Below are 24,053 nucleotides of genomic sequence, written 5' to 3'. Positions count from 1 at the left end.
ATATTTTCAATCTGATTGAGCTAAAGCAAAAACTATGCACAAAATCGATGCAAAGTTTAGTCGATGTAGCTAACACCACCCATATATGGACGTAAAACTTCTGGAATCTCGATTGAACCATCAGCACGTTGATAGTTTTCCATCACTGCAAGCAAGGTACGACCAACTGCCAAGCCAGAGCCATTTAAAGTATGCACCAATTCGATCTTCTTCTGATCAACACGGTAGCGTGCTTTCATACGACGTGCTTGGAAATCACCCATATTTGAGCAGCTTGAGATTTCACGGTAGGTATCTTGGCTCGGTACCCATACTTCTAGGTCATAAGTTTTAACCGCGCCGAAGCCCATGTCACCACCACAGAGTAAAATCTTGCGATATGGTAAACCTAATGCCTGTAAAATGCCCTCTGCATGTGCAGTTAAGTCTTCAAGTGCCTGCATAGAGTGCTCTGGTTTTACGATTTGCACCATTTCAACTTTGTCGAATTGGTGTTGACGAATCAAACCACGCGTATCACGACCATAAGAACCTGCTTCACTACGGAAACATGGCGTATGTGCAGAATATTTCAGCGGCAAACGATCCGCATCGATAATTTCATCACGTACAAAGTTGGTGATTGGTACTTCTGCAGTCGGAATCAGGTAATACTCTTTTTCACCCTGAAGCTTAAATAAGTCTTCTTCAAACTTTGGTAATTGACCTGTACCACGTAGCGTATCAGCGTTAACTAAATACGGTACATAGGCTTCGGTATAACCATTTTTAAGAGTATGTGTATCGAGCATGAACTGAGTCAAAGCACGTTGTAAACGCGCCAAAGGTCCTTTCAATACGCTAAAACGTGAACCTGTCAATTTGGTCGCTGTTTCAAACTCAAGCCCACCCATCATTTCACCAAGATCGGTATGGTCTTTGATCTCGAAATCAAATTGACGTGGTATGCCCCACTTCAAGATTTCAAGGTTATCGCTCTCATCTTTACCAAATGGAACAGACTCATCTGGCAAGTTTGGAATTGCGAGAGATTTTTGCTCAAGTTCAGCTTGTAACTCAGCCAAAGCAACTTCAGCAGCTTTGATTTCATCACCAATGGCAGCCATACGCGCCATAATTTCAGAAGCATCCCCACCCGATTTTTTGATTTGACCAACCTGTTTAGCACCAGCATTACGCTCTGCTTGTAAGTTTTCAGCTTTGGATTGCAAATCTTTGCGGCGAGCTTCTAAATCAGCCCATTCTTGCACATTTAACTGAATACCACGTTTTGCCAAAGCAGCATTGACTGCTTCGATATTATTTCTAAGTAATTTTGGGTCGATCATAATCAATCATGAATAGAGGAAAAAACTGGCTATAGTGTAAGGCTTAAACCTAAAAAAATACAGCGCTTGTGCAGCCTCTAGACACGATATGTAGAGGCTGCATTCAAACTAGCCTGCATCTTTTGGCAAGCTCGGCAAGTATTCTGCTTTCACAAACTCTTTGGCAGCATAATATGGCAAGGTCAATTCACTCATTACCTCAGCATAAGAAGCTAGCTCATACAACGGGTAAACAAAGACAATCCCGTTCACGCCATAGTAATAGTTATCACTAACCTGCAATTGTTCTTTCTTGATGTTATGTTCTTCTAGCCAATTCTGATTTGCGGCATACAGTTCATCACGCAGCTTGGTATTCATATCAGGTTTAAGCAGTTCACTCACCGTGATATGTTTTTTATTGGTCAAATCAAAGTTCACAAACTCCTGATGTGACATACCATGTGCTGCTCCAGCTGAATAAGAGTAGCTTTGAATCGCAAATGTCGCCAGATTATAGTTCTGACTTACAAAACGCACATAAGTACTGCTCTCATTCTGTGCTGCCCCATCCGCAGGCGCCTTAACAGGCTGATCCGTCAGGTTTGCAAATGCATTCGGTTCAGCTTTTTTCATGCGATTTACAAAATATTCATCAATCCATTTCTGATTGGTTTCAACCGTTTGCAAGTCATAACTGGTACAGCCGTCTTCCAGACAGACTTTTTGCTTTGGAAGTTTGACTGGTACTACTTTTGCATGAATCAATGGAATATCCACTTTTTCTGTCGTCGCTTTCTGCTCTTGTTTAGGTTGACAGCCAGCCAATGCAACAACAGCCAGAATAGGGAGAATTGGAACAAGTTTTGATAATTGTGAAGTATTCATCGTTATGCATGTCTCAGATGTTTTCCTTCACTATACAAAGCCTTGCTATGAGATGAAATTAAGAAATGTATCCAGCTTTTCCATGCATAAAAAAGCCGCAACATGTGCGGCTTTTCTCGGTCTCAGTGATTACTGATCAATAATGTCGGTGCCCTTAGGCGGTGTAAAATTAAACACCGAGGCCGGAATCGACTGATTCACTTTAATATTGCTGAAACGCACATACGTCGTTTGACCTAAAGAATCTTGCAATACCATCAAGTTCGGCGCTTTATTGGCACCAAAACTAATTGTTAAACTCTGGAATGCCCCATCGTCCTGTTTTGGATATAAGGTGTAATACAGTTTGCTACGATCAGGCTGAGTCACACGATAAGACTGCATAATCTGGTTGGTATTGCCCGACAACAACAATGCAGGTGTGTTGGCAATTTGGTCATCCAGACTTTGACGTACAGCTTGCTGTAAATCAGGATCGTAAATCCACACCACTTTACCTGTGGTCACAATGGTTTGTTTTGCTGGGCTGGTAGTTTCCCAATAAAACTTTCCTGGACGTTCAACTTTCATCGTTCCTTTAAAGGTCTGATTCATATGTTGAGCCGTCAAGCCTTTTTTCTGTGTAGCTTTATTACCGTTGCTGTTTGCAACTTTTGTATTTTGTTCAAAATCTGCGGTGAAACGTTGCAAGCCAGATAACTGTTGAACCAGACTGTTTGTTGCTTGCTGAGCCGATGCCGCGACAGGTGCAGCAAATACCTGACTACTCACAACAGGAGCAAGTGTGATTGCACTTAACGTTGCAGCATAAGCCATTTTTTTTACGAAATTCATAAAAAGAACCTTCTATCAGATTTCTACTGTTATGCCGACATCTTACTGTTTTTGATCATTAAAAAAATGAAGAAAAGCACGGGTTTTGTGTAGTTCGTGTCGCAAAGTTCTGCATTATGTATGAAGTTGCGACCTTTATGTAGAGATTGTAAGGATCAAAAAGCAACTTTTTTACCTATTTTCTTGTTTCAGTCCCCAGCCTAACTGAACTTTAATATTTCCCATAAATCGCCCATAAAAAAACCCGCTAAAAGCGGGTTCTTCTGAACTATTAAAACTTAAGCTTCAACAGTTACATAGCGACGGCCAAATTGACCTTTCACTTCAAATTTTACTACGCCGTCAGCAGTAGCAAATAAAGTATGGTCACGGCCCATACCAACATTTGCACCAGCGTGGAACTCAGTACCACGTTGACGAACGATGATGTTACCAGCAGTTACAGTTTGACCACCGTAAACTTTAACACCCAACATCTTAGGATTCGAATCACGACCGTTCTTCGTCGATCCACCGGCTTTTTTAGTTGCCATGTCTATTTACTCCTCGTGTTAGCCTGCGATACCAGTAATTTTCAACTCGGTAAACCATTGACGGTGACCTTGTTGCTTACGGTAGTGTTTACGACGACGCATTTTGATGATGCGGATTTTGTCGTGACGACCATGGCCAACTACTTCTGCAGTTACTTTTGCGCCAGCTACAACTGGAGCACCGATTTGAATGTTGTCACCGTTAACAACCATTAATACGTCATCAAACGTAATAGTCGCGCCAGTTTCAGCTTTCAATAATTCTACTTTAAGGGTTTCACCCTCAACAACACGGTGCTGTTTACCACCGCTTTGGATTACTGCGTACATAATGTACTCCAACTTGCCCGTGTCGTCGTGCCGATAAAGGGACATATCGATCTTAAGACGAACGCCACTGGGGTTATACAAGGGGACAAATTTTAAGTGAAAATTGCTCAAACAACAAGTTATTTTGCATAAATGCCCACATATTGATAACTTGCTTGGATTTTTAAGTAAAATCAATTAGATTGATGGCGAACTTTTTTGATTGATTCCCGTCAAAATTTGAAATACATTTTTTAAAACAAATTATGACAATAACAAACTGTGTTTTGTACCGTCGTGAGTAAAGTAATGACACTTGGTGGGAACAGCCCTATTTCTGTCTAATTTAAGATCAAAGAGTTCATGATCGTGTTTTAAATAGCGGATTACACAGTCTATATAACAGTTTAGTCATAGATTAATTGCTACACTTGGCAGCATTACCCATCTATACGAGGTTTTTCTTCATATGGTTATCGATTTTAAGCAAGACATTCTCTCCCCTGTTGCGACAGATTTTGCTGCGATGGATCACCTGATCAATGAAGGAATTAGCTCTAAAGTCGGATTGGTCATGTCAGTCAGTAAACATGTTGTTGAAGCTGGCGGCAAACGCATGCGTCCAATTATGTGTTTACTTGCAGCGCGTGCCTGTGGTTTAGCCAATATGCAACAAGCACAGCATCTGGCTGCTGTAATTGAAATGCTACATACCGCAACTTTGGTACATGATGATGTTGTAGATGAATCAAGCCTGCGCCGTGGTCGCCCAACCGCTAACGCGACATGGAATAATCAGACTGCCGTTTTAGTGGGTGATTTCCTGATTGCACGTGCGTTTGATCTATTGGTCGATTTAAATAACATTACCCTACTCAAAGATTTCTCAACAGGTACTTGCGAAATTGCTGAAGGTGAAGTGCTACAACTTCAATCCCAGCATCAACCAGAGACCACTGAAGAAACATATTTAAGAATTATTCACGGCAAAACATCACGTTTGTTCGAACTTGCGACCGAAGGTGCAGCAATTTTGGCAGGTACTGAAGAATACCGTGAACCATTACGCCGCTTCGCAGGTCATTTTGGCAATGCCTTTCAAATCATCGATGATATTCTGGATTACACCTCTGATGCAGAAACATTAGGTAAAAATATCGGTGATGATTTAATGGAAGGTAAACCGACTTTACCGTTAATTGCAGCATTAGCTCATTCAACAGGTGATGATCATGCGATTATTCGTCGCAGTATCGCAACGGGTGGTGTTGAGCAACTGGACAAAGTGATTGAGATTGTTCATCACTCTGGTGGCCTGGAATATTGTCAAAAACGTGCTCAGCAAGAAACAGATGCTGCTTTAGAGGCATTGAAGGCGCTACCAGATAATGGATATCGCCAAGCACTGATCAATTTGACGCTCATGGCTTTACATCGACTACAATAATTTTCTGACTGCTTATGCATTTAACTTTATCTGATCTTTTTTTAAAAATGCAGGAACAGCTTGACCAACCTCAAGCTGTTCTTGACGAAAATCTCCTGATTGAACTGGTCAATCGTATCCGCCCAGAAAACCCAAATGATGCGGATGAAGTCAAACAACGTATTCATGCACTGATCAAAATATTATTACTCACCCCGACTTCAGCAATTCTGCTACAAAACTTTTTACTCAAACTGATCAGCCAGTACAAACAGATCAGTTTATATGCCGATAGCGGCATTCTTTCACTAGATGGTTTCTGGAATCAGCTAGGGCAACGTTTAGGCGCACACTTCCTTCCCTTAGTCGAAGATGGACAACAACTCAAAACCTTAGTGGGTAAAGTCTTCCATCAGGAAAATGATAGTGAATGGCTTGATCTGATCGATGATCAGGACTGGATTAGCTTATTTAATCTACTGGCTGAAAGTCAAAGCAATACCATTGCAAAACAGATTTCCAAAAATGAGCTGATCAAAGCCATTACTGTTTTGTCTTATCGAATTAGTGGAATTGGCTTGTATCCTGAGTTTATTAATGCTCAGCCCGATATTATCGAATATGAATCGCCTTTTCTGGTGCAGAACCGCGATATCATTGAGTTTATTGAAAAATATAAAAAACAGATCGAAGATCAGGATGCAGTTGTGGTTTTACCGCCACCCGATGCATCACAAGCCTTTGTGATGCTGGATCAATGTCGTGAGGTGGTGTTAAAAATACGCCGTGCGACCAAGCGAATTGGGGTCAGTATCAGTTTGACCTATCTCCTGTCCTTACTTGAACAGTCGCTCGATCGAATTGAACTTCTGCTGACCCTATTGGCCAGCAAAACTGAAGCACGCTATACCGCACTTGGCGAATTGATTATCGATTTGACCAAAGCCCACTATGAAGGCAAAAGTGTCCGTCATTTATTAAGCTCAACCAGTGAACTCATTGCCTTACAGGTGACTGAAAATGCCAGTAAAACCGGTGAGCATTATGTAAGTACAGACAAAGCAGGCTTCTTTGGCATGTACAAAGCAGCTGCTGGTGCTGGCGTGATTATCGCCACCATGGCAACGCTTAAAATTTTGACTGCTCGCTTGGTTCTTGCACCTTTAATGCAAGCCTTCCTGTTCAGTATGAATTACTCACTGGGCTTTTTGCTGATTCATGTGTTGCACTTTACGGTTGCTACCAAACAGCCAGCGATGACGGCTGCTGCACTTGCCACCACGGTACAACAACAAAAAGGCAGTAAAACCGCCCAGATTGCTGAGTTGGCGGCATTGATTATTAATATTATCCGAACCCAGTTCATCGCGATCTTGGGTAATATTTCAATTGCGATTCCAACGGCTGCACTGATTACCTTTTTATGGCAATACAATCTGGGTGAGCCGCTACTTAACCATGCCAAATCGGCAAAGCTTTTGCACAGTCTCAACCCCTTCACTTCTTTAGCAGTGCCTCATGCGGCGATTGCAGGTGTATGTCTATTTTTATCAGGTCTGATCGCAGGCTATTTTGATAATCTGGCAGTCTACCGCAAAGTAGGGCCACGCCTACGACAGCACCCACGTCTCAAACGCTGGATGGGGCAAAAACGCTTAGATAAATTTGCCAGCTATATTGAAACTAATTTGGGTGCCTTGGCGGGTAATTTCCTGTTCGGGATCATGCTGGGAAGTATGGGAACAATCGGGTTTATCCTCGGCTTACCTTTGGATATCCGCCATATTGCCTTTGCTTCAGCGAACTTTATTCAGGGTTTGATGACCATTGGCAATCCAGATATCGGTCTGATTATCGTGTCATTCCTCGGCGTCATGTTGATTGGTTTAACCAACTTATTTGTCAGCTTTACCTTAACCATTATTGTTGCGTTACGCGCACGCCGTGTTCGTTTTGCGCAATGGACACCACTGGCTAAATTAGTGTTGACTCACTTCCTGACCCGACCAAGTGATTTTTTCTGGCCGCCGAAGCAACCGGTTGAAGTGGCAGAACAGCCTAAAAACACCTCATCATCTCATTAACTTTGTACAGAAAAGTAAGCAAACTACAAGTCTAACATTTGAACTATTTTTGGATATAATCAAGCCGCCAAAAATAGTTTTAATGGACTGATTTCCTCCAACCTTGATTGCTAAACAAGAGATTATTGCTCAGCTCCAATATCACTGTTTCTTCTGGATGAGATGATGCGGATCTGAACTGGATTTTTTAGTTAAACTTAAGTTTGGTAGAAAGAAGACTGCCCTTTTATGGCCTATTTTTTAAAGATGTAATGTCAGAATTTATGAGTTTTGATATGGTCAAAAAAATAGAGAAAGGACTGTCAAATGCCGAATAACCACTTAAAACCCAAAATGAGATATACATCAAATTTTGTTATGTTTTTTTACTGAACCTTAAAAAAACATCAAAATGAAATTATCATAAAATTTCAAGACTTGACCAAAAGTGTACTCACGAGTACACTTTCCAACACTCAACAACCCTGAATAATGGTTAAGCAAATAATGAGTAGCGCATGCCGTACCTATTGCTTTGTATTGGTTGCTTTTTTTTAGGATTCGGTGCGATTGGACTAATGAATTCCAACGCATCAACTTTAGACCTTTTTAGTGTTCAAGCTTTTTTTGAGCACCGTTCATTTACGCTTAACCATGTGACAATTCTGCTTTCCCGTCTGGGTGGCATGCCTTTTCTATTATTTTTAACGACATTTTTGTGTATTTACCAAATCTGGATTAAAAATTATAGAAATGTGACATTCATCGCTTTAAGTGTGAGCGGCAGTATTGTGATTGGTTGGCTTCTGAAATGGAGCATTGATCGGCCGAGACCAATGGAGTTTTATCACTTGGTTCAAAGTTATGGCGCATCCTTCCCAAGTGCCCATAGCGTTTATGCTGCAACCCTTGCGAGTTTAGCCATGTTGTTATGTCGACAACATAAATATCGCACCAGTGTCATTTTAGTATCTACTTTGTGGTTTATTTTCATGGGGATATCTAGAGTTTATGCGGGGGTTCACTACCCGACCGACGTTCTTGCCGGTTGGGGAATTGGGTTGATTTGGACTGCGTTGCTTTGGTTTGGGCTGTATCAAAGCACTTTCAGCAACAATTTGTTTTTAGATAAAAAATCTAAATTGAGGTGGAATAATGATGTCGGCTAAGCTTTGGGCTCCTGCCCTAACTGCTTGCGCATTAGCAACAAGCATTGCGCTTGTTGGTTGTAGCAAAGATCCTAAAGATGCACAGCAAGCTGCTGCTGCTCAAAAAATGCCACCTCCAGAAGTTGGTGTCATTGTTGCTCAACCACAAAGCGTTGAACAAAATGTCGAACTGTCAGGTCGAACCTCTGCTTATCAAGTTTCAGAAGTTCGTCCGCAAACAGGCGGCGTTATTTTAAAACGATTATTTGCTGAAGGTAGCTACGTTCAGGCTGGTCAAGCACTCTATCAAATTGATGCAAACACCAACCGTGCGACTGCAGACAATGCACGTGCGGCTTTATTACGTCAACAAGCGAATTTAAATGCTTTACGCGTAAAAGAAGGCCGTTATCGTCAACTTGTAGGAACCAATGCGGTTTCTAAACAAGAATATGACGATATCAATGCTCAGGTAAAATTGGCCGAAGCAGATGTAGCAGCGTCTCAGGCAGCATTGAAAAATGCTGAGATTACTTTGGGCTACTCAACTGTTCGCGCACCAATTTCTGGTCAGTCTAGCCGTTCTTCGGTGACACCAGGTGCATTGGTAACTGCAAATCAGGCCGATCCATTGGTAACGATTCAACAGCTTGATCCAATCTATGTTGATATCAATCAATCAAGTGCTGAGTTATTACGTCTTCGTCAACAACTGAGCAAAGGCAGCTTGAATAACAGTAACAATACCCGTGTCAAAATCACGCTTGAAGATGGGTCTGAATACCCTGTAGAAGGCCAGTTGGCATTCTCTGATGCAAGTGTGAATCCAGATACAGGTACTGTGACTTTACGTGCAGTCTTCTCGAATCCAAACCATTTGTTATTACCAGGTATGTATGCAACTGCCAAGATTTCGCAAGGGATTTTGCCAAACGCTTACCTGATTCCACAAGCAGCGGTATCTCGTTTACCAACAGGACAAGCAATTGCAATGGTTGTAAATGCTAAAGGTGCGATTGAAACCCGTCCGATCACAACTGCTGGTGTGAAAGGTCAGGACTGGATTGTGACAAATGGCCTACAGGCTGGTGATAAAGTTGTTGTTGATGGGGTCGCTAAGGTCAAAGAAGGACAGGAAGTGTCTGTAAAACCTTACCAACCCAAAGCAGCTGAAGGTCAAAATGCAGCGCCAAAAGCAGCTGAACAACAAAAGCAAGCCAACTCACCAAAAGCTGAACAAAAAGCAACTTCAGAAGCTTAAGGGGTAGATTGCATGGCTCAATTCTTTATCCATCGCCCAATTTTCGCTTGGGTGATTGCACTGGTCATTATGTTGGCGGGTATTATCACGCTTACAAAAATGCCAGTTGCACAATATCCGACAATTGCCCCCCCCACGGTAACGATCTCTGCGACTTATCCTGGGGCTTCTGCTCAAACTGTTGAAAATACCGTTACCCAGATCATTGAACAACAAATGAATGGTCTTGATGGTTTACGTTACATTTCATCGAACAGTGCGGGTAATGGTCAAGCATCGATTAACTTGAACTTCGAACAAGGTATCGATCCTGATATCGCACAGGTTCAGGTTCAAAATAAACTACAATCTGCAACAGCACTTTTGCCTGAAGATGTACAACGTCAGGGTGTAAAAGTGACCAAGTCTGGTGCCAGCTTCTTACAGGTTATTGCATTCTATTCTCCAGATAACACGCTTTCTGCCTCTGACATTAAAGACTATGTAAACTCAAACATTTCTGAACCGCTTAGCCGTGTTGCAGGTGTGGGTGAACTTCAAGTCTTTGGTGGCTCATATGCGATGCGTATCTGGTTAGATCCAGCAAAACTCACGAGCTTCAAACTGACACCAACCGATGTTGCAACCGCAATTCGTGCACAAAACTCGCAAGTTGCAGTCGGTCAGCTCGGTGGTGCGCCATCAACAGCTGGTCAAGTGCTGAATGCGACAGTGAATGCACAAAGCATGTTGCAAACACCTGAGCAATTCAAAAACATCTTCCTGAAAAATGCATCAGATGGTGCACAGGTTCGTTTAGGTGATGTTGCGCGTGTAGAACTTGGTTCAGATAACTATCAATTTGATTCGAAGTTCAACGGTAGCCCTGCGGGTGGTGTTGCAATCAAACTTGCAACAGGTGCCAACGCACTTGATACCGCAGCAGCTGTTGAAAAACGTTTATCTGAGTTACGTCATAACTATCCAGCTGGTCTAAAAGACAAACTTGCTTATGACACGACACCATTTATTCGTCTGTCAATTGAGAGTGTTGTACATACACTAATTGAAGCAGTGGTCTTGGTATTCATCGTCATGTTCCTGTTCTTGCAGAACTGGCGCGCAACGATTATTCCAACACTGGCTGTACCTGTAGTTGTACTCGGTACATTTGCAGTCATTAATATTTTCGGTTTCTCGATTAACACCTTGACCATGTTCGCCATGGTACTTGCCATCGGTCTTCTGGTGGATGATGCCATCGTTGTGGTCGAGAACGTTGAACGGGTAATGCAAGAAGAACATCTGGAACCTATTCCTGCGACTGAAAAGTCAATGAGTCAGATTTCTGGTGCTCTGGTGGGTATTACCAGTGTATTAACAGCGGTATTCGTACCAATGGCATTCTTTAGTGGTACGACTGGGGTCATTTACCGTCAGTTCTCTATCACGTTGGTTACGGCGATGATCCTTTCCTTGATCGTAGCATTGACCTTTACTCCTGCCCTGTGTGCGACCCTGTTAAAGCAACATGATCCAAACAAAGAAGAAAGCAATAACATTTTTGCGCGTTTCTTCCGTTGGTTTAACCGTAGCTTCGAAAAAGTTGCAGAGAAATACCAAGGTGGTGTCAATCGCATGACACACCACAAGTTATTCTCTGGGGTACTTTATATTGCGGTAATCGCAGCTTTGGTCGGCATCTACAAAATGTTGCCATCTTCATTCTTGCCAGAAGAAGACCAAGGTGTGGTCATGACTTTAGTTCAGTTACCACCGAGCGCAAGCTTGGAACGTACAGATAAAGTCATTGATACCATGACGGGCTACTTCCTGAATAAAGAAAAAGACAGTGTAGATTCAATCTTTACCGTTGCTGGTTTCTCATTCACAGGGGTCGGTCAAAACGCGGGTCTTGCCTTTATTAAGTTAAAAGACTGGAGCGAGCGTACATCGCCTGAATCACAGATCGGTGCCATTATTCAACGTGGTATGGCATTGAACATGATTGTGAAAGATGCATCGTACATCATGCCATTACAGTTACCTGCAATGCCTGAATTGGGTGTCGCGTCTGGTTTCGATATCCAGTTGAAGGATGTAAGCGGTCAAGGTCATGAGAAACTGATTGCTGCACGTAATGCAGTATTAGGTATGGCATCACAAGACAAACGTCTTGCAGGTGTGCGTCCGAATGGTCAAGAAGATACACCACAGTACCAAATCACGATTGATCAAGCACAAGCTGGTGCAATGGGTATCAGCCTTGCAGATATTAACACGACCATGAGCATGGCTTGGGGTGGTTCATATATCAATGACTTCGTTGACCGTGGTCGTGTGAAGAAAGTTTATGTTCAGGGTGAAGCGAATACTCGCATGATGCCTGAAGATTTAAACAAGTGGTATGTACGTAATAACAAAGGTGAAATGGTTCCATTCTCTGGTTTTGCCAAGGGTGAATGGACTTATGGTTCTCCTCGTCTAGAGCGTTATAACGGCGTATCATCTGTGAATATCCAAGGTACACCTGCACCGGGCGTCAGCTCTGGTGATGCAATGATTGCCATGGAAGAAATTATTGGTAAGTTACCGTCAATGGGCTTAACAGGTTTCGACTATGAATGGAGTGGTTTATCTTTAGAAGAACGTGATTCTGGTAGCCAGACAGCGCCATTATTGGTTCTTTCATTATTGATCGTATTCCTGTGTCTTGCTGCATTATATGAAAGCTGGTCAGTACCCGTGTCTGTGTTACTGGTTGTACCATTAGGTATTGTTGGTGCATTTACATTGACTTGGTTAGGTATGATCATTAAAGGAGATCCAAACTTATCCTTTAACATCTACTTCCAGGTTGCGATTGTTGCGGTAATTGGTCTTTCAGCGAAGAACGCCATTCTGATCGTAGAATTCGCCAAAGAATTGCAAGAACAAGGTGAAGACCTGTTTGAAGCAACCTTACATGCGGCGAAAATGCGTTTGCGTCCAATCATCATGACGACCCTTGCTTTTGGTTTTGGTGTATTGCCATTAGCCCTTGCAAGCGGTGCGGGTGCTGGTAGCCAACACTCGGTTGGTTATGGTGTACTGGGTGGTGTAATTTCTTCAACACTTTTAGGTATCTTCTTCATCCCTGTATTCTTCGTGTGGATTCGTAGTATCTTTAAGTACAAACCTAAAACTTTAAATACTCAGGAGCATTGATCGTGATGCAAACTGTATGGTCTATTTCCAGTCGTGGCATTGCAATCTCTGCACTCGCGCTCTCTTTGGCTGCCTGCCAAAGCATGCGCGGGCCAGAGCCTGTTGTAAGCTCAGATGTTCCTGAAAGCTTCGCCTCTTATGGCAATGCTTCTGGAAAATCAATCGCTGAACAAGGTTACAAAGATTTCTTTGCTGACCAGCGCTTACTTCAAGTGATTGATATGGCGCTTGCCAATAACCGTGATTTACGTACTGCTACTTTGAATATCCAAAAAGCTCAGCAGCAATACCAGATCTCGGAAAACAACCAGTTGCCAACTATTGGGGCAAGTGGTAGTGCCGTTCGTCAGGTCACCCCTACCCGTGATCCAAACAACCCGTATTCAACCTATCAGGTTGGCTTAGGTCTGACTTCTTATGAGCTAGACTTCTGGGGTCGTGTACGCAGCCTGAAAGATGCAGCACTAGATAGCTATCTCGCGACACAAAGTTCACGTGATGCAACGCAAATCAGCTTAATTGGTCAAGTTACTCAGGCTTGGTTAACTTACTCATTTGCAAGTGCACAACTTAAACTTGCGGATCAAACGCTAAAAGCGCAACAAGATTCGTTTAACCTGAACAAAAAACGTTTTGATGTCGGTATTGATAGTGAAATTCCTGTGCGTCAGGCACAGATTTCAGTTGAAACAGCGCGTAATGATGTTGCCAACTACAAAACCCAGATTGCTCAGGCACAAAACTTGTTGAACTTACTGGTGGGCCAGCAGGTTCCTCAGAATCTGTTACCGCAACAGCAAGTTGCACGTATCACCAAACAAGGTGTATTAAGCGCTGGTTTACCAAGTGACCTACTGAACAACCGTCCAGATGTCAAAGCATCTGAATACCAGTTAAGTGCTGCGGGTGCGAATATTGGTGCTGCGAAAGCACAACTGTTCCCAACCATTAGCCTCACTGGTTCTGCGGGTTATGCATCGACTGACTTGAGTGATTTATTCAAATCAGCCAATGGTCTCTGGTCAATTGGCCCAAGTCTGAATATTCCAATCTTCGACTGGGGTACACGTAAGGCCAATATCAAAATCTCTGAAACAGATCAGAAAATTGCATTGTCTAACTATGAAAAGTCAGTACAATCAGCTTTCCGTGAAGTGAATGATGCATTGGCTACACGTGCTAACATTGGTGATCGTTTAACCGCTCAACGCCGTTTGGTTGATGCAACCAATACGACCTATAAACTTTCAAATGCCCGCTTCCGTGCTGGTATTGATAGTTACCTGACTGTGTTAGATGCTCAGCGTTCTGCTTACTCAGCGGAACAAGGTTTGTTGTTATTACAACAAGCTGACCTGAACAATCAGGTTGAACTTTACAAAACGCTTGGTGGCGGCTTAAAAGCATCGACCAGCGAGACTGTAACGCACCAACCTTCAAGCTCAGAACAGCACTACGCAAAATAATTTGATTTTGCAATAAAAAAGCTCACTTCTGTGAGCTTTTTTATTGCAACAATTGCGAATATTTCTTATCTTCAAAGACTGAAATATTGATGATTTAGAAAAATACTATGTTACTGAGCAGTTTAGAATCTGTACCTGGCCATGAAATTTTACGTCAACTTGATGTGGTTTATGGCAGCACCGTCCGCAGTAAGCATGTCGGACGTGATCTGATGGCAGGTTTAAAAAATATCGTCGGTGGTGAACTGACAGGCTATACCGAACTATTAGAAGAATCACGCCAAGAAGCGACCCAACGTATGATTGATAAAGCACAAGCTTTAGGTGCCAATGCCATTGTCGGAATTCGTTTCTCGACATCGAATATTGCCCAAGGCGCATCTGAGTTATTTGTTTATGGAACGGCGGTCGTGGTTCAGCCTGTTGCACCTAAACTCCCAGATCCATTCGGTGCATAGGCAATCGTATGGAAGGATTAATTTTTCAGATTGTTCTTTTTCTGATTCTCTTTGCTGTGGGTTGGGGCTTTGGTCGCCATATCGAGCAAAAACACTTACGTGAACTGGATGAGAAAGAACGACAGTTCGCCCATATTCGGATTGATACCAATCGCTTTGTACAAACCAACGCCCCCGGACAAATGATCAGCAGTAATGTGGTGATCTCTCACGATTATTTTAAATATGTACTGGCATCCATTCGAAACTTCTTTGGGGGTCGTCTGGTCAGCTATGAAAGCGTCGTTGAGCGCGCACGCCGTGAAGCGGTAATCCGACTCAAGCAAGAAGCACATGCCATGGGTGCCAAACAAATTATGGGGGTTCGCCTCAGTACCACAGAATTAGGGATGCAAGGTGGCATGGTTGAAGTGTTTGCTTATGGAACAGCAATCATAGAATAAACCATTCCATTAGCTCATCCTCAAGCAGCATTAGACAGTAACCAACGCAATAAAAAAAATGCCTCGACTTATGAGGCATTTTTATAGCTTAGATTTTTAAAGTTAATGAAATAAAACGATCGCCTTTTGTAAGGTAAACCAGATGCCTGCCAGCAAAGGTAGACCAACAACCAGCCAAGCCAGTACCACAGTAATTGTCTTGGAAGGTGCATGCGCTATATCATGATTCAGGCTTAAATCTTGCGGTAGTTTCTCATGTGCTAAAGCCTTCTCAGCAGCCAATTCAGCCTCTGTCATGTATTTATCTTCATCAACTGGTTTGACCATTAAATTAAGTACAAATCCAATCGCTAGCATAGCCGCCAAAATATACATCGTCGTGTCATAAGATTGCGCTTGAGCCACGCCATGCGCCAGTTGATAATCTCGAATATTAGTAATCAGTAAGGTTCCCAATACACCAGCCACAGACCACGCTGTTAGCAAACGCCCATGAATTGCCCCGACCATTTGTGTACCAAAAATATCCGCCAGATAAGCAGGAACTGTGGCAAATCCTCCGCCATACATTGACAGAATGACGCAGAAAGCTAAAACAAATAAAGGTAGATTTTCCGCATGAGCCAGTTGTGGAATCGAAACATATAATAAGAAACCTAAGGCTAGAAAAATGAAATAGGTATTTTTACGACCAATAAAATCCGATGCAGATGCCCAGAAGAAACGCCCACCAATATTAAACAATGACAGTAAACCAGTGAAACCCGCGGCAAAGGTCGCAATCTGCATTTTTTGTTCTGTATTTAATTCATTGATACCGATCTCTAAACCGATCAGACGTCCACCAAATACTTCCTGCAACAACGGAGAAGCCATCGCTAAAATACCAATACCCGCCGAAACATTTAAGCATAGGACGCCCCAAATCAGCCAAAACTGCTTGGTTTTCCATGCCTTATTTAAATGTACATGACGACTGGTGACCAGAGCATTCGCTTGGGTTGCTGCTGGCTGCCAACCACTCGGTTTCCAGTTTGAAGGCGGAATCCGATAACCGAATGCGCCTCCCATCATAAAAACAAAATAAACAGCAGCCAATACCAGAAAGGTTTGCCATACCCCCACAGAAATATCGGTCGCGAAGGACTTCATCAACTGATCCGCGAGCGGCGCACCAATCATGGCACCGCCACCAAATCCCATAATGGCAAGACCTGTTGCTAAACCTCGACGATCTGGAAACCACTTAATCAGGGTAGATACAGGTGAAATATAACCCAGCCCAAGCCCGATCCCTCCTATTCCACCGCCCAGCCACAATAGCCACAACTGATGCGTATATACACCTAGCGCAGCCAAGATCAAGCCACCCGCCCAACAAAATGCTGCAACCACACCCGCCTTACGCGGTCCTGCATGTTCAAGCCAGCCACCAAACAAAAATGCGGATGAACCTAAAAATACAAAAAATAAGGTGTACATGATGCTTAGCGTAGACACGCTCCAATCACAGGTCGTGGTGAACAGTTGTTCAAGCAAACCTATATTTTTACATTCAATCGGCGCATCTATTCCCAGAGCTTTGGACAAGGGTAACCAGAATACGGAAAAACCATATGCCATACCAATACTGAGATGAATTGCCAGTGCGGCAGGAGGAAGAAGCCAACGATTATAGCCCGCGTGGGCAATCGTCCGCTCCTTGGCCAAAAGTGAAAGTTGTCGTTCCATGTACAGTCTCCATGCCTTCACGGTTAAAGAGAGGCAAGCTTTTTTTCGTTTTCGTTCCGGCAGCGGTTAAAGCTTATTCTTAAGCTCTGTACGATGTCGTTATGTTTGAGTAAAGATCAACCTACCGATTGTGCATAACATCTATGACTTTGATCAAACAGCTTTTACCAATAAAAAATAAAGAAATAATTTAATAATTTTAAAAAATCCTGTGTCATGCACAGGATTTTTTGCTCTACTCTGCAAAAATTGCTTGCCAATAGTGATAAGTTTTTTCTTCGCCATTTTCTAGCTTAAATTCATACGACATCTGACGCGTTTCAGCAATTTCAAATTCAACAGGATGTTTGAATAAACCGCCCGCATAAGCAAAGCTATGATATTCGCCATTTTCACCACAGACATCCTCGCCCACTGGCATACGCTCAATCAAAGCTGCATCAATATCCTGCCCGATAAAGGATTCATCAAGTTTGCTGGCATCCGTCACAATGATTTTGGTTTTAATCCCTGAATCTAAAAAATCCTGCATCACCTCAGCCGAATTAAGATTCCATATCGGCTCAACCACTTCAATACCTAAAGGATGCAAACGATCTTCACGATATTGCCGTACATCGCTTAAGTAAATATCGCCAAAGATAAAATGTTCAACTCCTTGTCCTTTAAAGTGATTGGCAGCATCCAGCATGCGTTGTTCATATACAGGAAGGTTCTTTGGTAAAAACACAGGATAGAGCGGAATACCAATACTCTCCGCCTGCTTTTCTAGCAGCCGATGTGGAATCGCATGCATCGAAGATAACTCGGTTTCTTCATTCACAGTGGTCAATAAGGCGATGACCTCAAACTCATTTTGCTGTAAGACCTTATACAAGGCCAAAGAAGAGTCTTTACCACCGCTCCAGTTAAAAACAGCTTTTTTACGGCAATCTTCTGTCATTTCACTCTACCTTTCCCGTCTAACAGTCAGACCCGATTTTTCATTATTTCAGGCAACTACATAATACTTGTGACATATAAAAGCAACAATAAAGTTAAGCCGGCAAACACCCACATCACATGAGGCAAAATTTTTGGTTTCTTTTTAATCATAATTGGCAAGGCAACCAGACTAGCTAAAAAGCTGATCGGTGCAGTTAACATAAAAATGAAGATTGCGGCATAGCCACTTTTCCCTTCAAAATCCGTCATATTAAATGTGAATAACCAGCTTAATCCTCCCCCCATAACAATGCTGGCTGGTAACGCAAGTACCACATAGCCAACAATAGAGGCAATGGATACTCGAGAACCAGATACTGAATCGGACAAATTTTGGCTATCCTGCATTGCAGTTCCCTTTTAAAGCAGCCATTTCCACACTCATTTCACTTTCATTTTGCGAATCATTTTATAGAGCAAGCTTGGCGATAAACGGGAAACCAGCACGCCCAGTTGTTCTTTCTTCCCACCAACCACAATGTACTGATCCCCAGCCATCAGGGATTCCACTACACGCTCGGCAAATACATCGGCATCGAGACCATTTTCAATTGCTTCATCTTGATGTCCTTGTGGCTTGCCTTCGCCATTTAATGCATTGAATGAGACGTTGGTTTTTACAAAACCCGGAAAGACTACTGAAACTTCCACACCGTCATTCGATACTTCAGCACGCAAGCTATTGGCCCACATGTGAATAGCTGCTTTGGCTGCTGAATAAGTCGCGCGATATTGAGTACCGAGTAAGCCTGCAACACTGGATACAAACACCACACGGCCTGATTTTTGTTTCAGGAAAGTCGGCAATACCGTCTTGGTAAAGAACACTTGCGAAAAGTAATCAACTTCCATAATGGCGCGTTCAGTATGCATAGTCGTGTCCTGAATCAAGGCACGTTGACTCAACCCTGCATTATTGATCAGCCAGTCAATTCGCCCTTTACTTGCCAGAACCTGTTCATGCGCATGGCGAACCTGAGCTTCATCGGTAATATCAGCAGCAATTGAAAGATGCTGTTCTGGCTTGAGTAAACCCACGCGTACCGCTTCCAGCTCATCGTAACGGCGTGAAGTCAAAACGACCTGTGCACCTTGTAGTGCACATTCACGTGCCAGTGCTTTACCTAAACCCGAAGAAGCACCCGTAATCCAGACCACTTTATTTTCAAGATTTTTCAGTTTTGCCATTTTTATATCCTGCCTATGCTGAATGGCGCATAAATTTGAGGAAGTAATCCACATACGTTGCAGCCAGTTGCTGATCAATCTGGGTACTTAATTTTTCCAAACGTTTATATCCCAGATGCGTGGTCATATTGATCACGCCATTTAAGGTTTTATCGACCACAAAATTGAACTTTAAACATTTTTTCGGTTCACGAATCAAGTGATCCACACCCGTATCAATTACTTCGGTGAGTAATTTAAGCGAATTTGAAATTTCATTGTGATCGCCATTTGCCAGTTTCTGGCTAGATGCCTTGACCTGCTCTGCCAACGGTTGCTTGACAGGATAAGTCATATAAATGGTTTCATCTTCGATCTGTAAGGTTTTTGAAAGATATTCAACCAGAGGAATTAAACGATCATTGCCAAAAAATGAAATCGACCACGGCATATATTTACGAATCGCTTCCAGAATTTGCTGAATCACTTTTTCGGATTCACCTGTTTGCGAATATTGTTTATTTTCTTGTAATAGAACGATAAAAACCTGTTCAACGACTTCACAAGCCATTTCGGATAAGACACTCCCTAAAGCGCTAGCCTGACTTTCTTTATTTCCTTGTAATAATTGCGTTCGAATATGCGCAAACCTTGCGTAAGTGTCCGCATGAATATTTAAAAAAACGGCGGTGTTCATTCTAATAACCCTAATTGTTAGATTCCATAAAAAAGAGCTTGTTAAACAAGCCCTTTTATCAAATCTATTTTTCTATCATTTTTGGCGTTGTACCCGCCGAATTTATCACACTCTATTCTGTATCAACATGCATAAATGCTAAAAAATGGTTCACACAATCAGTTGCAGCATTGCTATCAACCTGATTGCTCATTTTTTCCAGACGTTTATAACTAAGATGGGCGGTCATATTAATCACGCCGTTCAGGGTTTTATCCACCACCATATTAAAGTTGAGGCATTTTTTCGGTTCTCGGATCAAATTGGTCACACCCAAATCGACAATCTGGATCAGAGTCTGGAAGACATCCACCATGTCGCTGATTTCATTATTCTTGAGTCTTGTCACCAAAGCATGTGCCTGTTGTACCAAATGCCGATCGATCGGATAAGACACATAGACCTGCTCGTCATGATACTTGATCATATTGGAAAAATAATTAGCAAAGGGACATAAGCGTTCATTGCCAAATAAAGCAATCGACCAAGGCATATATTTACGTACAGCACCAATGATTTGCTGGATGACTTTTTCAGATTCAGCCGTATACTTTTGCGTGATTTGGGTTGGCTGGCGATTCTGGATGAGTAAGACTGAAAAAACTTGCTCAACAATATCACAGGCAATTTCAGACAGGACTTCACCCAGCATTCGTGCCTGACTTTCCGTTGTCCCCGCATTCAGTTGCTGGCGAATCGTTTCAAACTGTCCATGCGTAACTTCATTAATCTTCAATAGAATTGAATAACTCATGACCATCATCCCTTTTTAGTTTTCGCATTTTTATATTGTTGTTTTATGCAGCAATATCTTTTAGTTATGTGATGCATTACACATAAATTTAATCTTATTTGTGTAAAAATCCAACACCTTTCATCGGTTTTATGAGAAAAAATCAAAGCTTATAAGTGCCTTATCCGGATTCAGCCCATCTTGAATCAATTAGTGGCATCATCGGTAAAAAAGCCGAATACCTCCTCACATAACAACTGGAATAAACCGTAATTGATACATTATTTGAGCGGCTTTACTGAATCAGCGATGGCATGTTGAAAGACCTACAGAAGCGAGGATTTTTTGCTACAATAGATGCAATTTTTTATTCAATTTTAATCTTCTGTACTATGACTGACGCTCAATCTGCTCAAAATATTGCAACCACTTACGATCCAACCGAGATCGAAAAGAAGTGGTATCAAATCTGGGAACAACAAGGTTACTTCAAGCCATCAGGTCAAGGTGAATCATTCTGTATCATGATTCCGCCGCCGAACGTCACGGGTAGCTTGCACATGGGTCATGGCTTTAACAATGCCATCATGGATGCCCTCACCCGCTACAACCGTATGATGGGTAAAAATACCCTATGGCAACCTGGTACTGACCACGCAGGTATTGCAACACAGATGGTGGTAGAACGTCAGTTGGGTGCGCAAAACATCAGCCGTCATGACTTGGGCCGTGAAAAGTTCATCGAAAAAATCTGGGAATGGAAAGAACAATCAGGCGGTACCATTACGCGTCAGATCCGTCGTCTAGGCTCGTCTGTAGACTGGTCACGCGAACGTTTCACAATGGACGAAGGTTTATCGAATGCGGTGAAAGAAGTTTTCGTAAAACTGCATGAAGATGGCTTAATCTACCGTGGTAAACGTCTGGTTAACTGGGACCCGAAACTACAAACTGCGCTGTCTGACCTCGAAGTTGAGTCTGATAAAGAAGAAGTAGGTTCGTTGTGGCACTTCAAATATTTCTTTGAAGACAAATCACTCCGTACCCACGATGGTAAAGATCACATTGTTGTGGCAACCACACGTCCTGAAACATTATTGGGTGATACTGCCGTTGCAGTTGCATTGGATGATGAACGTTATTCACATCTTGTTGGTCAGAACATTATCCTGCCAATTACAGGCCGTGCCGTTCCAATCGTTAAAGATGAATATGTTGATAAAGAATTTGGTACGGGCTGTGTAAAAATCACGCCTGCACACGACTTCAATGACTATGAAGTGGGTAAGCGTTGTGAATTGCCAATCATCAATATCTTCAATAAAAATGCAGAAGTTTTGGCTGAGTTTGAATACATTGCCAAAGCAGGCGAACAGATTTCTAAAACGATTGCTGCACCAGCAGACTATATCGGTTTAGAACGTTTTGAAGCGCGTAAGAAACTGGTTGAACAAGCAGAAGCTGAAGGCTGGTTAGACCAGATCCAACCTTATACCTTGAAACCACCTCGCGGTGACCGTTCTGGTGTGATCATTGAGCCATTATTAACTGACCAATGGTATGTGAAAATTGCGCCATTGGCAGAGCCTGCAATCGAAGCCGTAAAAGATGGGCGTATCAAGTTCGTTCCAGAGCAATACAGCAACATGTACATGGCATGGATGAATAACATTCAGGACTGGTGTATTTCACGTCAGTTGTGGTGGGGTCACCGTATTCCAGCTTGGTACGATGCTGAAGGCAATGTATATGTAGGTCGTGACGAAGCTGAAGTTCGTGCCAAAAATAACATCCCAGCGGATACTGCACTGAACCAAGATGAAGATGTATTGGATACGTGGTTCTCATCTGCGCTCTGGACATTCTCAACCTTAGGTTGGACGGGTGATGCAGAGAAAGATGCTGCCAATGATTTCCTCAAAACCTTCCACCCGACTGATGTGTTGGTAACGGGTTTTGACATCATCTTCTTCTGGGTTGCGCGTATGATCATGATGACCCTGCACTTCATGAAAAATGAAGATGGTTCATCACAGATTCCATTCAAGACTGTTTACGTTCACGGCTTGGTACGTGATGGTGAAGGTCAGAAGATGTCTAAGTCTAAGGGTAACGTGCTTGACCCACTCGACCTGATTGACGGTATCGATCTTGAAAGCCTTGTTGCAAAACGTACTACAGGTTTGATGAACCCGAAACAAGCAGCGAAGATTGAGAAATCAACGCGTAAAGAATTCCCGGAAGGTATTCAAGCTTACGGTACAGATGCGGTTCGTTTTACCTTCTGTGCGCTTGCTAACACGGGTCGTGACATCAAGTTCGATATGAAGCGTGTTGAAGGTTACCGTAACTTCTGTAACAAGATCTGGAACGCGACCCGTTTCGTGTTGATGAATGTTGAAGGACAAACTGTTGGTCAAGAAGCACGTCCTGATCTATGGGAGCTTCCTGAACAATGGATCATGAGCCGTCTGCAAAAAGCAGAAGCTGCGGTTCATCAAGCATTCGCCACTTATCGTTTAGACCTTGCTGCGCAAGCGATCTATGACTTTATCTGGAATGAATACTGTGACTGGTACGTTGAGTTAACCAAACCAGTTCTGAACGATGCCAATGTATCAGAAGAGCGTAAAGCCGAAGTTCGCCGTGTATTACTTGCGGTGATGGAAGCGTCTTTACGTTTGGCACATCCATTGATGCCGTATTTGACGGAAGAAATCTGGCAAACGCTTGCGCCGATGTTAGGCAAAGGCGGTGCAACGATTATGACTGCGCAATATCCTGTTCCTGATCAAGCAAAAGTGAATGATCAAGCTGAAGCAGATATGCAGTGGTTACAAGGTCTGATTGGTGCGGTACGTAATATCCGTGGTGAAATGGGCTTAGGTAATGCGCGTTTATTACCTGTATTGCTGCAAAACACTTCTGATGCTGAACGTGAGCAAATCACGCGTATCGAAGCATTGTTTAAAGCATTGGCAAAAGTTGAAAGTATTACTTTCTTGGCACAAGGCGAAGAACCACCGCTTTCTTCTTCAAGTGTTGTAGGCCATGCCTCTGTATTTGTACCAATGAAGGGCTTGATTGATCCTAAAGCTGAATTGAGTCGTTTGCAGAAAGACTTGGATAAAGTTCAAAAGCAACATGATCAAATTGCCAATAAACTTTCAAACGAAGGTTTCGTAGCGAAAGCACCAGCAGCGGTTGTTGAAGGTGAAAAAGTGAAATTGGCTGAGTTTGCTGATCAGTTAGCGAAAATTAAGCAAAGTATGGAGCAAATTGCTGCTCTGTAAAGTATTGTAATCTTAAAATTAATATGTAGTATAAAGGGCTGATTATTCAGCCCTTTATACTTTCAACTTAAAATACTAATTTAAATA

At 42.6% G+C, this 24,053-nt stretch carries 20 protein-coding genes; 9 read left to right on the top strand and 11 right to left on the bottom strand.

What is annotated here, in order from left to right; translation table 11 throughout:
* Positions 1-56: 56 nt before the first annotated feature.
* The 5 genes from serS to rplU all read right to left on the bottom strand — a co-directional run bounded on the left by serS (position 57) and on the right by rplU (position 3,892).
* Complete coding sequence (gene serS / locus A9Z07_RS11985) at positions 57-1,328, bottom strand: serine--tRNA ligase (protein ID WP_069578906.1); 1,272 nt, start codon at positions 1,326-1,328, stop codon at positions 57-59.
* Positions 1,329-1,436: 108 nt separating this feature from the next.
* Entirely contained in the window at positions 1,437-2,201 is a 765-nt protein-coding gene (locus tag A9Z07_RS11980) for an RsiV family protein (protein ID WP_069578904.1), read from the bottom strand.
* Between the two features lie 123 nt (positions 2,202-2,324).
* Positions 2,325-3,029 (bottom strand): outer membrane lipoprotein chaperone LolA, encoded by a 705-nt coding sequence (lolA, locus tag A9Z07_RS11975; RefSeq protein WP_069578902.1) that lies wholly within the window; start codon positions 3,027-3,029, stop codon positions 2,325-2,327.
* A 278-nt stretch (positions 3,030-3,307) separates the two neighbouring features.
* On the bottom strand, positions 3,308-3,562 hold the full coding sequence (gene rpmA, locus A9Z07_RS11970) for a 50S ribosomal protein L27 (RefSeq protein WP_004640422.1): 255 nt from the start codon (positions 3,560-3,562) through the stop codon (positions 3,308-3,310).
* Between the two features lie 18 nt (positions 3,563-3,580).
* On the bottom strand, positions 3,581-3,892 hold the full coding sequence (gene rplU / locus A9Z07_RS11965; RefSeq protein WP_004652230.1) for a 50S ribosomal protein L21: 312 nt from the start codon (positions 3,890-3,892) through the stop codon (positions 3,581-3,583).
* A gap of 448 nt (positions 3,893-4,340) precedes the next feature.
* Here rplU and sdsA point away from each other — a divergent pair, with 448 nt between their 5' ends.
* The 8 genes from sdsA to A9Z07_RS11925 all read left to right on the top strand — a co-directional run bounded on the left by sdsA (position 4,341) and on the right by A9Z07_RS11925 (position 15,322).
* Positions 4,341-5,318 carry an All-trans-nonaprenyl-diphosphate synthase gene (gene sdsA, locus A9Z07_RS11960; protein ID WP_069578901.1) on the top strand — a complete coding sequence of 326 codons (978 nt, stop codon included), beginning with the start codon at positions 4,341-4,343 and terminating at the stop codon, positions 5,316-5,318.
* 14 nt (positions 5,319-5,332) lie between these two features.
* Positions 5,333-7,381 (top strand): site-specific recombinase, encoded by a 2,049-nt coding sequence (locus tag A9Z07_RS11955; protein WP_004775210.1) that lies wholly within the window; start codon positions 5,333-5,335, stop codon positions 7,379-7,381.
* A gap of 497 nt (positions 7,382-7,878) precedes the next feature.
* Complete coding sequence (locus A9Z07_RS11950) at positions 7,879-8,529, top strand: phosphatase PAP2 family protein (protein ID WP_005259234.1); 651 nt, start codon at positions 7,879-7,881, stop codon at positions 8,527-8,529.
* Positions 8,516-9,769: an efflux RND transporter periplasmic adaptor subunit gene (locus A9Z07_RS11945; RefSeq protein WP_005259236.1), complete on the top strand. Its 1,254-nt coding sequence runs from the start codon at positions 8,516-8,518 to the stop codon at positions 9,767-9,769. The genes A9Z07_RS11950 and A9Z07_RS11945 overlap by 14 nt, the downstream gene beginning before the upstream one ends.
* A 12-nt stretch (positions 9,770-9,781) precedes the next feature.
* A complete protein-coding gene (locus A9Z07_RS11940) occupies positions 9,782-12,955 on the top strand; it encodes an efflux RND transporter permease subunit (RefSeq protein WP_047429600.1) in 3,174 nt (1,057 codons plus the stop codon).
* Positions 12,956-12,960: 5 nt separating this feature from the next.
* The gene (gene adeK, locus A9Z07_RS11935; RefSeq protein WP_004775217.1) at positions 12,961-14,421 is read left to right on the top strand and encodes a multidrug efflux RND transporter AdeIJK outer membrane channel subunit AdeK; all 1,461 of its coding nucleotides are present in this window, start codon (positions 12,961-12,963) and stop codon (positions 14,419-14,421) included.
* Positions 14,422-14,528: 107 nt separating this feature from the next.
* Positions 14,529-14,879: a YbjQ family protein gene (locus A9Z07_RS11930; RefSeq protein ID WP_004775220.1), complete on the top strand. Its 351-nt coding sequence runs from the start codon at positions 14,529-14,531 to the stop codon at positions 14,877-14,879.
* A gap of 8 nt (positions 14,880-14,887) precedes the next feature.
* Complete coding sequence (locus A9Z07_RS11925) at positions 14,888-15,322, top strand: YbjQ family protein (RefSeq protein WP_069578899.1); 435 nt, start codon at positions 14,888-14,890, stop codon at positions 15,320-15,322.
* Between the two features lie 102 nt (positions 15,323-15,424).
* Here the strand turns inward: A9Z07_RS11925 and A9Z07_RS11920 are convergent, their stop codons facing one another.
* The 6 genes from A9Z07_RS11920 to A9Z07_RS11895 all read right to left on the bottom strand — a co-directional run bounded on the left by A9Z07_RS11920 (position 15,425) and on the right by A9Z07_RS11895 (position 20,694).
* Positions 15,425-17,053 carry an OFA family MFS transporter gene (locus A9Z07_RS11920; RefSeq protein ID WP_069578897.1) on the bottom strand — a complete coding sequence of 543 codons (1,629 nt, stop codon included), beginning with the start codon at positions 17,051-17,053 and terminating at the stop codon, positions 15,425-15,427.
* A gap of 235 nt (positions 17,054-17,288) precedes the next feature.
* The gene (locus A9Z07_RS11915; protein ID WP_069578895.1) at positions 17,289-17,996 is read right to left on the bottom strand and encodes an ATP-binding protein; all 708 of its coding nucleotides are present in this window, start codon (positions 17,994-17,996) and stop codon (positions 17,289-17,291) included.
* Positions 17,997-18,052: 56 nt separating this feature from the next.
* On the bottom strand, positions 18,053-18,385 hold the full coding sequence (locus tag A9Z07_RS11910; protein ID WP_069578894.1) for a hypothetical protein: 333 nt from the start codon (positions 18,383-18,385) through the stop codon (positions 18,053-18,055).
* Between the two features lie 33 nt (positions 18,386-18,418).
* On the bottom strand, positions 18,419-19,225 hold the full coding sequence (locus tag A9Z07_RS11905) for an SDR family NAD(P)-dependent oxidoreductase (RefSeq protein ID WP_069578892.1): 807 nt from the start codon (positions 19,223-19,225) through the stop codon (positions 18,419-18,421).
* 13 nt (positions 19,226-19,238) lie between these two features.
* Positions 19,239-19,901: a hypothetical protein gene (locus A9Z07_RS11900; RefSeq protein ID WP_004775229.1), complete on the bottom strand. Its 663-nt coding sequence runs from the start codon at positions 19,899-19,901 to the stop codon at positions 19,239-19,241.
* A gap of 112 nt (positions 19,902-20,013) precedes the next feature.
* A complete protein-coding gene (locus tag A9Z07_RS11895) occupies positions 20,014-20,694 on the bottom strand; it encodes a hypothetical protein (protein ID WP_005259250.1) in 681 nt (226 codons plus the stop codon).
* Between the two features lie 371 nt (positions 20,695-21,065).
* Here A9Z07_RS11895 and A9Z07_RS11890 point away from each other — a divergent pair, with 371 nt between their 5' ends.
* Positions 21,066-23,966 carry a valine--tRNA ligase gene (locus tag A9Z07_RS11890; RefSeq protein ID WP_069578891.1) on the top strand — a complete coding sequence of 967 codons (2,901 nt, stop codon included), beginning with the start codon at positions 21,066-21,068 and terminating at the stop codon, positions 23,964-23,966.
* Positions 23,967-24,053 lie beyond the last annotated feature (87 nt).

The sequence above is a fragment of the Acinetobacter sp. YK3 genome, assembly GCF_001729365.1.
GTDB classification, from domain to species: domain Bacteria; phylum Pseudomonadota; class Gammaproteobacteria; order Pseudomonadales; family Moraxellaceae; genus Acinetobacter; species Acinetobacter vivianii.
This window is presented reverse-complemented; position numbering and strand designations above follow the sequence as displayed.